This window comes from Subsaximicrobium wynnwilliamsii, assembly GCF_007997225.1.
Taxonomy (GTDB): Bacteria; Bacteroidota; Bacteroidia; order Flavobacteriales; family Flavobacteriaceae; genus Psychroserpens; species Psychroserpens wynnwilliamsii.
In genome coordinates this window covers 26,382-39,788 of record NZ_VORM01000010.1, presented here as the reverse complement: position 1 = coordinate 39,788, position 13,407 = coordinate 26,382, and the positions used below count along the sequence as shown (strand labels likewise).

General features: G+C 40.3%; 13 protein-coding genes. 4 read left to right on the top strand and 9 right to left on the bottom strand.

The window, feature by feature from the left end; all coding sequences use genetic code 11:
• The 6 genes from ESY88_RS10225 to ESY88_RS10200 form a co-directional block, all read right to left on the bottom strand.
• On the bottom strand, positions 1–438 hold the full coding sequence (locus ESY88_RS10225) for a nitrous oxide reductase accessory protein NosL (RefSeq protein WP_147086672.1): 438 nt from the start codon (positions 436–438) through the stop codon (positions 1–3).
• Between the two features lie 28 nt (positions 439–466).
• Positions 467–1,087, bottom strand: a complete 621-nt coding sequence (locus ESY88_RS10220) for a hypothetical protein (RefSeq protein ID WP_147086671.1) — start codon at positions 1,085–1,087, stop codon at positions 467–469.
• Between the two features lie 159 nt (positions 1,088–1,246).
• Complete coding sequence (gene nosZ, locus ESY88_RS10215) at positions 1,247–3,208, bottom strand: Sec-dependent nitrous-oxide reductase (RefSeq protein WP_147086670.1); 1,962 nt, start codon at positions 3,206–3,208, stop codon at positions 1,247–1,249.
• A 30-nt stretch (positions 3,209–3,238) separates the two neighbouring features.
• Positions 3,239–3,814, bottom strand: coding sequence for a fasciclin domain-containing protein (locus tag ESY88_RS10210; RefSeq protein ID WP_147086669.1), 576 nt, complete (start codon positions 3,812–3,814; stop codon positions 3,239–3,241).
• Between the two features lie 28 nt (positions 3,815–3,842).
• Complete coding sequence (locus tag ESY88_RS10205; protein ID WP_147086668.1) at positions 3,843–4,370, bottom strand: c-type cytochrome; 528 nt, start codon at positions 4,368–4,370, stop codon at positions 3,843–3,845.
• Between the two features lie 183 nt (positions 4,371–4,553).
• Complete coding sequence (locus ESY88_RS10200) at positions 4,554–5,387, bottom strand: universal stress protein (RefSeq protein ID WP_147086667.1); 834 nt, start codon at positions 5,385–5,387, stop codon at positions 4,554–4,556.
• Positions 5,388–5,690: 303 nt separating this feature from the next.
• Between ESY88_RS10200 and ESY88_RS10195 the strand changes: the two genes are divergently transcribed.
• The 3 genes from ESY88_RS10195 (at position 5,691) to ESY88_RS10185 (ending at position 7,723) form a co-directional block, all read left to right on the top strand.
• On the top strand, positions 5,691–6,293 hold the full coding sequence (locus ESY88_RS10195) for a superoxide dismutase family protein (protein WP_147086666.1): 603 nt from the start codon (positions 5,691–5,693) through the stop codon (positions 6,291–6,293).
• Positions 6,294–6,387: 94 nt separating this feature from the next.
• Entirely contained in the window at positions 6,388–6,918 is a 531-nt protein-coding gene (locus ESY88_RS10190) for an RNA polymerase sigma factor (protein WP_147086665.1), read from the top strand.
• 1 nt (position 6,919) lies between these two features.
• On the top strand, positions 6,920–7,723 hold the full coding sequence (locus tag ESY88_RS10185) for an anti-sigma factor (RefSeq protein WP_147086664.1): 804 nt from the start codon (positions 6,920–6,922) through the stop codon (positions 7,721–7,723).
• A 306-nt stretch (positions 7,724–8,029) separates the two neighbouring features.
• Here the strand turns inward: ESY88_RS10185 and ESY88_RS10180 are convergent, their stop codons facing one another.
• The 3 genes from ESY88_RS10180 to acs form a co-directional block, all read right to left on the bottom strand.
• The gene (locus ESY88_RS10180; RefSeq protein WP_147086663.1) at positions 8,030–8,854 is read right to left on the bottom strand and encodes an alpha/beta hydrolase; all 825 of its coding nucleotides are present in this window, start codon (positions 8,852–8,854) and stop codon (positions 8,030–8,032) included.
• Between the two features lie 73 nt (positions 8,855–8,927).
• Positions 8,928–9,113 carry a CsbD family protein gene (locus tag ESY88_RS10175; protein WP_147086662.1) on the bottom strand — a complete coding sequence of 62 codons (186 nt, stop codon included), beginning with the start codon at positions 9,111–9,113 and terminating at the stop codon, positions 8,928–8,930.
• Between the two features lie 177 nt (positions 9,114–9,290).
• Positions 9,291–11,201 carry an acetate--CoA ligase gene (gene acs / locus ESY88_RS10170; RefSeq protein ID WP_147086661.1) on the bottom strand — a complete coding sequence of 637 codons (1,911 nt, stop codon included), beginning with the start codon at positions 11,199–11,201 and terminating at the stop codon, positions 9,291–9,293.
• A 276-nt stretch (positions 11,202–11,477) separates the two neighbouring features.
• Between acs and ESY88_RS10165 the strand changes: the two genes are divergently transcribed.
• Positions 11,478–13,394: a transglutaminase-like domain-containing protein gene (locus ESY88_RS10165; protein ID WP_147086660.1), complete on the top strand. Its 1,917-nt coding sequence runs from the start codon at positions 11,478–11,480 to the stop codon at positions 13,392–13,394.
• Positions 13,395–13,407: the final 13 nt, after the last annotated feature.

Sequence of the window (13,407 nt, the reverse complement as noted above, 5' to 3'; positions counted from 1 at the left end):
TTAATCTTTAAGATGCGCTAGTAATTCTTCCCATGAATAGAGGTCGCCACCTTTATCTGCTTGCATGTCTTCAGCCGCTGCTTTTTTCTCAAAAGCTGAAAGAAAGGCTCCCATAGGACTTGAAATGTTTTTGCTGATCAAAAATGTGGCCTTTTTAGCATCAATTAAAGTGCCTGGCTCTGAATAATCATTGGAGAGATACAGTTCAATTTCCGACGTGTCAAATTCATCCATAAAATTGATCATGCATTCTGTAGCATCAAATTTATAGACTTTATTTTTTTTGGTTACAATTTCTGCAGCGTGCGTTTTATCAACAATGGTCATACTGCAATACGCGCATCCATCATTGCCATAGTCAATGGGCTGTGGAGCTGCATTACACCCTAAGATTAAGGTCAATAATGCCAGAATTGATATGTGTTTTAGTGTTTTCATGATTTTAGTGTTTTTGTAAGTACAGCGTTTACTGTGTGGTCTTCTTTAAGCTCGCTCTTCTGCCTAACCAAAACGCAATAAGGGTCAAGATCATCCCAACAAACAGAAGGTAACCTCCTATATGAGGCCAAGAGTCCACATCAAAATTGAGGAGTTTTTGATAGCCGATTAAAGGCGGCTTGTAAGACATTGGTGAACCATCTGGATTAGTTACTTTGATAATGGCATTGGGGTCGAGGTTACTTCCGTAATCGGTCAACCAATTATTGAAGTCATACATTCCCAATACCCCTAAAACAGTCATTAATAAAAACCAACCTAAAAAGAACTTATAGTTTAGTTTTTTAAAAAACCCTAAAATTCCAATAATAACACCTAGAATGGCCATGCCCAGAATCACTTTAGGAAACACTGAAAACTCCCACATTTCTTCTGGTTTTGGTATGGTTTTCATACCGATATAGTGGTTTAAACCATCAATATTTTGGAGGTCAAATTCATCTACACCTTGAATGCCAGTAATATAAATATCCATTCCTAGAGGATCTGGATATTGAGGCGCTCCAAGCATGATGTTCCATAGCGGAAACTTGAAGAGTCCCAGTAAAAGCAATGAACCGATTATCATTATAATGCCAGCTGTTTTCATCGTATTAACTATTTAGAGATGATGTATTGAATGACGGTAATATTTACAAAGTGTTTAGTGATTATAAAAAAGAAAGGCGGGAGCGAAAAGACAACCCCCGCCTTATTTAGGAAAATAAACACTAAAACAAAACTTCCCTAATCTTAAATGTGTTTGAAACTATTCACCCAAAGACCATGAAAGATCTAGGTTGGAGTCTGCTGGAGACACACGCACATATCCTTGCATTTCTTGGTGTAATGCAGAACAGAAATCTGTACAATAAAACGGCCATACACCTACTTGTTTCGGCTCCCAAGTCAAGGTTCTGGTTTGACCTGGCATGACTAACAATTCAGCCGTATTAGCGCCAATTACCGCAAAACCGTGAGGGACATCAAAATCCTGCTCCAAGTTTGTTACGTGAAAAAACACTTTATCACCTACTTTGACACCTTCAATATTATCTGGTGAGAAGTGACTACGTATTGTGGTCATGTAAATATGTACATTCTTTCCTTCACGAACCACTTTTGTTTCTGATTCGTTGGTTGCTTTTCTAGGATGCTCGTTCTCGTCTAATCTGTAGATTTTTTTGACGTTATTCATGATGATTTCCGCTGGTATGGCAGCTGCATAATGCGGCTCACCGTGGGTTGGGAAATCTAAAAGCAATTCCATTTTATCTCCTGATATGTCATAGAGTTGGGCAGAGTGCTCCATTTCTGGTCCTACTGGCAAATAACGATCTTTTGTTATTTTATTCATGGCAAACATGTACTTACCAAAAGGTTCACGTGAGTTTCCACCAGGAATTGTTAAATGACCTACAGAATAGTAAGTTGGTTTTCTATCTAACACTTCCCAAGTGCCTAATTTCCATTTTACAACTTCAGAAGAGATAAAGAAGGTGGTATAGCCATTTCCTTTCCCATCAAACTCTGTATGTAATGGGCCTAATCCTGCTTGCTCTACAGAACCTGCCAAGACGTCTTCAAATTTTATGATTGGAATGCCATATGCATCACCATCAAATTCTTTGTTCTCAATAGCATCTATCATTTTAGTGAAGGAGTGTACTGTTAAGTTGGCCGATAACTTACCATTACCCACAATATATTCTCCAGATGGATCTACATCAACACCATGAGGTGATTTAGGCGTTGGCAGTAAATAAATAGCTCCAGGAACTTCAGAAGGATTTACCACACGTACTTCTTTTTTCATGGTAGATGTAGCCATATGCGTATCTTCGTCATATAAGTTGTGCGCATAATTAGCCGGCATCATCGTACCACCGCCATTATTGACGTATTCTTCAATTTTTTTCCAGTTGATCGCTGCAATAAAATCCTTATCATTTTGGGAGGCGTTTACCTCTAACAAACTGTTTGCTTCCTCTGTGTTATATGTTGTAAAGAAGAACCAACCGTGAGATTTACCACGTCCAGGGTGCGACAAGTCATAATTAAAGCCGGGCATTAGTATTTGGAATTTTATATCCATATGTCCTTCTTCTGGATCTACAGAAATAAAGGTTAATGCGCCTTTGAAGTTACCCTTATAGTCTTTGATAGGCATATCCCTTTGCGGCACTGGTACAGAAAAACGTGTTCCAGCTACAACATACTCGGTGTTTTCTGTAATGTATGAGGAACTGTGGTTTCCAGCACTATTTGGCACTTCAATAATCTCTTCCGTTTCAAAATTTGTCAAGCTGATGCGTGCAATACGCGGCGTGTTGTTTCCGTTGATAAAAATCCAACGCCCATCTAGCACTCCATCAGTTTGAGAAATGTCTGGATGGTGTGAGTCGTCCCAAGGCACAAAGCCATAAGAAGTTTCTAACATCGGTGTCGTTTCTTCTGTATACCCATAACCGTTTGTTGGGAATTGAGAGAATACCGGAATCTCTTTGAACATTCTTCCGGAAGGAAGTCCGTAAACGGTAAGGTTACCACTATAACCGCCCGACATAAATGCGTAATGCGAATCATACTCCCCTGGTGGGACGTACACTTTTTCTGCAACATTACTTGCCAATGCACCTGAGCCACCGTTAGATTTACCTGAGTTGTTACAACTTGTAAAACCTATCAAGATAGATACAAGAGCAACACTTGTTTTTAGTATATTTTTCATTGTTTATAAAATTTATGTTCGTGTCAATTATTATTCAGTTGGAGGCAACAATACTTTATCAATGACGTGCACAATTCCATTACCTGCAGGTACACTAGCAAGTATCTTGGCACCACCTACCATTGGCTCGCCATCCACAACTTCTACTTTCACATACCCGTTGTTGGCTTGTCCCAGTTTTTTGAATTTCATTAAAAATTCTTTAGAATAATTCCCAGGAGTTACATGGTACTTTAAGATATTGGCCAGCGCTTCTTTATTTTCTGGTTTCAATAAATTCTCGACTGTACCATCTGGTAAGGCCTCAAAAGCTGCATTGGTTGGCGCAAACACCATTAATGGCCCAGCGTTTACTAGTACATTCTCCAATTGCGCTGCTTGTACCGCTGCAACTAAAGTGGTATGGTCTTTTGAGTTCATTGCGATACTCAAAACCGTGGGCTTGCCTACGTCATCTTTAATAAAGGCCTGACCAGTACGTTCGCTGGATGTGTTTTCTGTTTCGGCAACAGGAGTTGCTGTGGTAGTTCCCTTGTCTTCTTCTTTACAGGCGCTTAACAAGGCAGCAAAGGCTAAGACGAAGCAGAATTTTTTGATTGTTTTCATTAGTTGTGGTTTTGATTGGCAGTGTTGTTTATAAGGTTCTAAAATATTCCAAGACTGATCTGGCTTCGGCTTCTGTCAAATTTTGATTGGCCATTGGCGATCCGTTAAACTCAATGAGCAATTCTCTTGCTAAAGGATCTTCCTTAACCATCCCTTCAGGATTTAAAATCATGTTCATAACCCACTCTGGAGTTCTGCGCTCTAATATTCCTGTTGGAGCGGGACCTATGAACTTTTTATCTGTTCTATGGCAGGCAGTACACATGTTCTTAAAAACCTCTGCGCCTTTTGCCGCCATGTCTTGGTCAATGGTTGAAGCTAAAGTCACTGATTTGATTGGACCAACGCCTTTGGTGGTAAGATCCACCCTTTTGGAAGGTTTTACCTCTTGAGTCTTTGCTGCTGTCTCGGTTTTTGCAGCTGGCGTTTGTGTCGCTTTTTCGGTTTTAGGACTGTTACTTTCAGAGCTTGAGTCTTTCTTCTTGTCTTCTTTGCCTCCGCAGCTCAATAAGACTGTGATACTTAAAACTGTAAATAATTTCAATAGTGTTTTCATAATAGTTTGTTTTAGCATTATAAATTAATTAACACAAATTTAAAGATTGAACCAAGTATAATCTATGACATTTATCATATTTAAGACAATTAAGTCCTATTTATAATTTACAAAAAAAAAGAAGCCAAACTTTTAAGTTTGACTTCCTTGAATGTCTAGTAATTAACTATTTGGTGGTGTATTTTATATTTTAAATGTAATTACCGGTAGGGATGAGTGGTTCGCAATATCCTCAGATATGCTGCCACTGAATAGATGTGCCAAACCCTTTCTACCGTGGGTTGGGATAGCAATCAAATCGGCGCCCACAAGATTGGAGAAATTGTGAATCCCTTTTTCAACGGAATAATCCGATACATAATGAATGTCATTGATTTTATCCAAATTGCCATCGGCCTTTTGAAGAAAATTTGCCAATCGTTTCTCTAATTCAGCAGAGCTTCTAAAGCCTTGACCGGGAACATTCACATTGAGCAAATGCACTTTAGAGCCGAAGCCTTGAAAGAGTTGGAGTACCTTTTGATAGGCCGAAACAGCTTCGTCGTTAAAATCTGATGCAAAAACCACCGTTTCAAAATTAAGTGTGCTGGGTTTTTGTTTGATGACCAACACTGGCGTTTTGGAGTTTCTAACTACTTTTTCGGTATTGGACCCTACAAACACTTCAGACAAACCACTTGCGCCATGGGATCCCATGACAATTAAATCGGCTTTATGTTCTTCTGCGACATTACTTATCTCACTAAACACCCTAAAATGCTTGACAATTGGCGTAACGCTTATCCCCTCTAGATAGTCTTTATCCAAAAAGCTGTGAAATCTTTTTTTTGCTAAACCCAGAAAGAAAATCATTTTTTCATTTTGCTCGTCGCTGGAATCTGTTAGTCGATCACTTTCCAGATCGAGCATGTGCAGCGCCAATAACTCTGCGTCGTAACGTTTTGCCAATAATGCTGCGCTTTGCAGGGCGTATTCGGAATGTTCTGAAAAATCAATCGGTACGATTATTTTGTTCATGGATATGGTTTTTTGGTTATTTAAGGTTTGTGCTTTCGAAATTAGAAGTCTCATAAAACGGATTAATTCATATTCCGTAGAAACCGACCTGATTTTTAGGTAACTAAGGCACTATTTAAATTCGAATTACAATTCATGCAAGCAATTTATAAAATTTCAGCGTTAAAAAATATGAAATAAGTCATGATTACTTTGAAATGCGCAAGACTTCTCCCAAAATATTAAATAAATTTGGGATAGCAGGAAAATAAACCAATTGATATAAGTAAATTACGGAAATCTAACTTTTTAAAACCAATTAAAATGAAGCATTTAAAATTATATGCAGCAGCATTAACACTAACGCTGGTCTTCGCATGTAAAACAGACAAAGAGAAAAACGAGATGGATGACGCATCCACCACCACTGAAACCGATATGGAAGACGGTATGATGGATGATGACGCAAACGCAATGAAGGACATTCGGTTCGCCCTAGTGCCAAAAAGTAACAGTAAGGTTACTGGCGAAGTGGTATTTACTGAAGATGAGGGTCATGTTACCATGACAGCGACACTTCAAGGGCTGTCAGAAGGTTCTCACGCCATCCACATCCATGAAAATGCAGATTGTTCTGCGGAAGATGGATCATCTGCTGGAGGCCATTGGAATCCAACGGCCCAACCACACGGTAAGTGGGGCGATGCAGCGGGCTATCACAAAGGCGACATTGGTAATTTTATCGCTGATGCCGATGGCAATGCCAAAGTGATCAAAACCACAAACGAATGGTGCCTTGGTTGTGATGATAAAAATAAGGACGTCTTGAGCAAATCAATAATCGTTCATGAAGGCCAAGATGATTTTGTATCGCAACCATCAGGTGATGCGGGAGGAAGAGTGAGTTGTGGCGGAATCATTCAATAAGCTTTTGAACTCAATATTTTAAATATAAAAGTTCCAGACAATACACATTATATTGTATATTGTCTGGAATTTTACTTTAATACCAACGCTTTAAATGCAATTAGACACTTTAGTATTAAATTTTCAGAATAAAGACGAAAAGGCTTTTGAAGAACTCTACAACATGTATTCTGAAAGTATGCATGGCGTGATCTACAATATTGTAAGGGATAATGACATAGCCGAAGAAGTGATGCAGGATATTTTCGTCAAGGCCTGGCAAAAATCCAACAGTTACGATGCCTCCAAAGGCCGTTTCTTTACCTGGATACTCAATATCGCCCGAAATGCAGCCATAGATAAAGTAAGATCCAAGGACTTCAAGAATGCCAAGAAAAACCTCAACTCCGATTTTTTCGTAGATATTTTAGAGACCAGTGAAAGTTTGAATGATCAAACCGATGCCATTGGAATCAAAAAATACGTGGATATTCTTCAAGAAAAATGTAAAAAAATAATCGAGTTTCTCTATTTTAAGGGCTACACGCAAAAAGAAACCTCAGAAGAATTAGACATCCCGTTGGGCACCATAAAAACCAGAAACCGAAATTGCATCAATGAACTCAGAAAAATGCTAGTGGAATAGAATGGATTTAAAAACTTACATAGAATCTGGAATTTTGGAACTTTACGTTGCCGGACAATTGAGTGATCAAGAAAATCGCGAAGTTTACGACCAAATGCGCAAGCATCCAGAAGTGCTGCAAGAAGTATTGGAGATTGAAGCAGCAGTGATCAAATTGACCGCAGCGGTATCTCCAAAACCAAGTGCCTATATTTTTGAGCATATCAAAAAACATTTGGGACTAAATGAAGAGGAAACCAAAGTGGTGTCCATTACAAGGCCAAAACACAATTGGCTAACCTATGCATCTGTTGCTGCTGCTGTGCTATTAGGGGTGGGTCTTTTCTGGTCCATCAATCAAAATAATGCATTGGAGAAGCAAATCTCTGATGCAGAAGTGGAGAACTCCTATCTGGAAGTTCAAATGGAAGATACCCGTAAAGAATTGGCTGCCACAGAAAACATTCTGAAAGCCATTCGTGGCAAAGACGTTATTGCGATACCCCTTGGTGGGCAGGGCGATTTTGCCAGCACCTATGCCAAAGTATATTGGAACAAAAAGGAAAACCTCATTTATTTAGATGCACAAGGTTTGCCCGAAGCTCCAGAAGGCAAAGTTTATCAAGTATGGTCCTTAACACTCAACCCATTGACACCAACTAGTTTGGGCACTATCGACGACTTTAACAGTGATGACACCAAGATATTCAACATCAAAAATACCAATGAAAGTCAGGCCTTTGGTATCACCTTAGAACCTGCAGGCGGTAGCGAAATACCTACATTGGAGCAACTTTACACACTTGGGATAGTTTCTACCACCTAATAAAGATTTACCCTACTTCATTGAAAAAGCGCCAGACATGTGTCGGCGCTTTTTTTGTTTGTTTTTTAGAAAACAATTAGAATTCATTTTCCTGACTAAACCACTGTGGACTTCAAGTCCATAGGTTTTTTTAAACAGACTGAAAGTCGGTTTAATTCGTGAAATGAATAGTATCTCATTGTGTGCGTTTTTGGATAACAAACGGTTTTGTGAAAACCTGCCTACTGGACAGGCAGGTTTGTGAAATTCGTGGCAAAACATTTTTAGAAGCTAATGCGAAGTGCACTAAAGTGCATAGTTTTAACTCTATTTGAGACCAATAAAACCCAAAATCTCCTCGTAGCGATCACTCCAAGGCCAAAAGAATTGCGTCACCATCGGCACATGTTTCTTTTTTAAGTAGATGGGCGACACCTTGGGTTGAAATTTGTTTAAGCGTTCTAAAAATGCGGCATTCTGGATCTTGATACTCTGGTAGGTCTTGGTGCCCACATAAATAAAAAATGGAGGCGCGGCTTCAGACAGAAAATAAATGGGCGAAGCAGCTTTCCATTGTTCGGGATCTTCAGTCCAAGTGGTTTTATAATTATTTTCGCTCTTTGGCGGTTGCTGCTGTAAATGACTATACATATCGAGACCCGCAGCATCGTCTAAAATAACGCCTTTGATGGCCTTAGTCGTTTCCAAATATTTTGGGTTGGTGCTAATCAAGGCAATCAAATGCCCGCCTGCGGAATGCCCCATCAAGTAAATTTGATTGGGATCACCTCCATAATCGGCAATGTGTGCTTCAGTCCACTGTAAAGCTTCTGCAATTTGTTTGGCCATGGTATCAAAGTTCGCTTTGGGACTCAACGTATAGCTTGGAATGACAGTAACAACATCACGTTTGGCGAAATTTCGGCCTATAAGCCCGTAAGTGTCTTTATCACCAGTATTCCAATTGCCACCGTGCACGAAGATTATGACCGGTAATTTTTCTGCGGAAGGCTGCCTAGGTTCAAATACATTTAATTTTAAGGAGTCGGTTTTGCTTATTCCCTTGGTGTACGGCACATCTTTGAATTTACGGGACGCGCAGTTAAAGAAGGGAAGCATGAGCAAAATGAGGAGATATTGGTTTATTTTCATGTTGGAATATAGGTTAAAAAAAGAAGCGTTTTTATATTTCTATAAAAACGCTTCTTAAATCGGTTACCAGATTCTACCAGTTATCGATTTCTTTTTTTACATCTTCTTTGGACTTGCCGTATTTCTCTTGCATTTTTCCTGCAAGTTTGTCCATGTCTCCTTCAGCTTCTTTGTATTCATCATCAGTGATTTTTCCGTATTTCTTTTTGAAATCACCTTTGATTTGCTTCCATTTTCCTTCAAATTGATCGTTATTCATAATATTGAGTTTTTTAAATTAATAATACTACAAATTACATTTAAACTGAATCCCGGTTTAGTGCAATCCATTTTCATTTTGACGCGATTGAGTTGCTTTAAAAATTTCCTTCGGTGCTTTTTTCGAAAATAGATTTATCAAACTGCACAAAATGAATGTATTGCGACCTTAAAAAGTTTATACAATCGCATTCTTACTTATCTCTTCAACCACTTCCGGGTTCAAAAGCGTGCTGGTATCGCCCAAATCGTCGAACTCACCTTGCGCAATTTTTCTTAGAATGCGTCTCATGATCTTGCCACTTCTGGTTTTTGGCAAGGCGTTTGTAAATTGGATCTTTTCCAATTTTGCGATTGGGCCAATTTGCTCGGTAATGATCTGGTTGATTTCCTTACGCAAGTTATTATGATCCCTACTTTCGCCTGAATCCTTTAAGGTCACATAGCCGTATAGAGCATTTCCTTTGATATCGTGTGGGAAACCAACAATCGCACTTTCAGAAACTGCTGGATGTTCATTGATGGCATCTTCAATGGGTGCTGTGCCCAGATTATGTCCAGATACAATGATCACATCATCCACACGCCCCGTGATGCGGTAATAGCCAACCTCATCCCGAAGTGCGCCATCACCCGTAAAATACATGCCTTTATAAGCGCTAAAGTAGGTGTCCTTAAAACGCTCATGATTACGCCAAATGGTACGCAACATACCAGGCCATGGGAATTTGATGCAAAGGCGACCATCCACTTGATTGCCTTTGATCTCTTCGCCTTGTTCATCCATCAACGCTGGTTGTATCCCAATAAATGGCAGGGTCGCATAAGTGGGTTTGGTTGGCGTCACAAACGGGATTGGCGAAATCATGATGCCACCAGTTTCGGTTTGCCACCAAGTATCCACAATGGGTGCTTTGCGTTTGCCCACATTATCATCATACCAGTGCCAGGCTTCTTCATTTATAGGTTCTCCAACGCTACCCAAGACCTTGATACTGCTTAGATCCCTGTTCTGTAAATGGGCCACGCCTTCTTTTGCCAAGGCCCTAATGGCTGTTGGTGCCGTGTAAAATTGGGTCACTTTGTGCTTTTCCACGATGTCCCAAAAGCGGCCGTAATCTGGATAACTAGGCACACCTTCAAACATCACGGTGGTAGCACCATTGCACAACGGGCCATAAACAATATAGCTGTGCCCTGTGATCCAGCCTATATCTGCTGTGCACCAAAACACATCATTTTCGCGGTATTGAAAAATATTTTTAAACGTATAGGCCGTATACACCATATAACCAGCCGTGGTATGCACGATGCCTTTCGGTTTTCCTGTGGAGCCGGAAGTGTATAGAATGAAAAGAGGGTCTTCCGCAGCCATCACTTCTGCCTGACATTCGGCAGAGGCTTCGTCTAAAAGCGGCTGTAACCAATGGTCCATTCCATCTTTCATTTGTACCTCTGATGCGATTCGATTTACCACCAATACGGCCTCTATGCCAGGGCAATCTTCTAAAGCGTTGTCCACGATGCCCTTGAGGTCAATGGTTTTTTCCCCGCGGAAGGAACCATCACTGGTAACCACCAATTTACAATCGGAATCATTGATACGTGATGCCAGTGCATTTGCTGAAAAACCTGCGAACACTACCGAATGAATCGCACCTATACGAGCACATGCCAAAACGGAAACTGCCAATTCCGGAATCATGGGCAAATAAATACACACTCTGTCGCCCTTGGTCACACCTTTGGCTTTTAGCACGTTCGCCATTTTGTTGACGCGTTCAGATAATTCTTGGAACGTGATGTGCTGCGCAGCTTCAGTTGGGTCGTTGGGCTCAAATAGCAAGGCGGTTTTGTTGCCTCGCGTGGCCAAATGCCGGTCAATGCAATTTTCAGTGATATTGAGTTGAGCACCCTCAAACCATTTGATTTCTGGAGTTTCAAAATTCCAATCCAACACCTTGTCCCATTTTTTACGCCATAGAAAATGCTCCTCAGCAATCTCCTCCCAAAAAATCTCCGGATTCCTTACCGATTTGCGATAGACTTGGTAATATTCCTCTAAGTGCTTGATGTGGTAGTGACTCATAATTTATGATTAGTTAACTATTATCTTCAAAAAACAAGACCGATTGACGCTTCTCAATCATGGGGAACTATTTTTATTTACTTGTCCGCCAGCCAAAATCTCTAATCTCCAATCGTCAATCGTAAATCGTAAATCGTAAATCGTAAATCGTAAATCGTCTTGTGCCTTAAAATTAACCAATATTACCACATACATGAAGTTTCGTGCGAAAAAGCGCAATAATTTTAAGCATCGTTTAATTCGAAACGCTATTTTAGCAGTCTTAACCTCATGATTATGAATTATCCTAAGCTACTTTTAGTTTTACTCATTTCAACGTCTGCCTTCAGCCAAGGAAAAGTAGAACCCACACCCGAGGATCTCGAAATCGCAAACGTATTGAAGACTGAGTTTCCCGATGATGAGGTGGCGCTTATTTCTAGTGTGGACCTAATAACGTTTGACTTCGACAAAAAAAATATGCAGGTTACCGTCAAACAAATCACAGATGAGGAGATGATCAACCTCGACTCCCGTGCCGATATCCAAAAATATTGCTTTTACGATGGCGAATCTGAAATAACCGAATTCGAGATTAGCTACATAAACGGAAAAAAAGCTGGGTTTCAAATTAACGATGAAGCTTATAAAAGCGATGATTTGTTCCATAATGACAGCAGGGTGCAATATGCCGATATGGATTTTCCGCTCAATGCCTATCGCTACCTTACCCATGTCAAAAAAGAATATAAAGATGTCAAATATTTTACGAGTCTGTATTTTAACGACGATTACCCTATCCAAAAGAAAACCATTAGTGTTACAATTCCCGATTGGCTCAATTTAGAGCTCAAAGAAATGAATTTTGAAGGCCACGACATTGAAAAAACGCTAACCACCGAAGCCGAAAATCACACCAAAACCCACACGTACACGCTCAACAATGTACCGGCCATGTATCAAGAAAGCAATGCACCTGGCCCCTCTTATATCTACCCGCATTTATTGATCTTGGCTAAATCCTATACTCGAGATGATACCAGCGTGACGCTTTTTGATGCCACCAAAGATCTTTATGGTTGGTACATATCACTGGTCAACAGTTTGCAGAATGACAATAGTGCCCTTCAGGCTAAGGTGAACGAGCTTACTGAAAGCGCCAAAACCGATGACGAGAAAATCAAGAACATCTACTATTGGGTACAGGATAATATTCGCTATATCGCTTTCTTGGATGGCATTGCGGGTTTTAAGCCAGACGAGGCGGCCAACGTGTTCAATAAACGTTATGGCGACTGCAAAGGCATGGCAAACCTTACCAAGCAAATGCTGCTGGAGGCCGGTTTTGATGCACGACTTACGTGGATAGGAACCAAACATATTGCCTACGATTATTCCACACCAAACCTCGCCATAGATAATCACATGATTTGCACCCTATTCAAAGATGGCAACACGCTATTTTTGGATGCTACTGAAAAATTCAACGCCCTTGGCGAATATGCCGATCGCATACAAGGCAAGCAGGTGCTTATAGAAAATGGCGAAGATTTCATCTTGCAATATGTGCCACAGGCGAAAGCCAGCTTCAACAAGGAGACCTTGAGCTACAACTTAACCCTCGAAGAAGATCACATTATTGGCTCTGTAGATAGACATTACAATGGCGAGAGCAGGTCACAATTGCTTCAAAATTTTCACACGCTCAAAACCGAAAATAAAGCCGAATTTTTAGAATTTTACCTCAACCAAGGAAATAGCAATATCGCAGTATCCAACATTGACACCACCAATTTACTCAATCGCGACCAAAACATTGATATTGCTTATGATGTGGCCATCAAGAATGCGGTGTCCTCTTTTGACGGTCAAATTTATATCGACCTCGATTTTGACAAGGAACTGGCCACCCACAAGATGGAAAAACGCAAAACGGACTTCATCTTCAGTTCCAAGAAAGATTTGGAGTCGGTTACCCGATTGCAGATTCCTTCCGGCTATAAAGTGTCTCATGTGCCAGCAAATATTTCCATTTCAAGTGACAATTACGACATGCAGGTCATGTTCAAGAAAGAAGATCGCGCTTTGGTGTATAAAAAGCAATTCCGCATAAAAAACGCCAAGGTCGCAACCAGCGATTTTGAACAGTGGAACCAGTTCATAGACCAACTCAATGCCCTTTACAACGACCAAATCATCCTAAGCAAAGATTAACCAGTCCAAGACC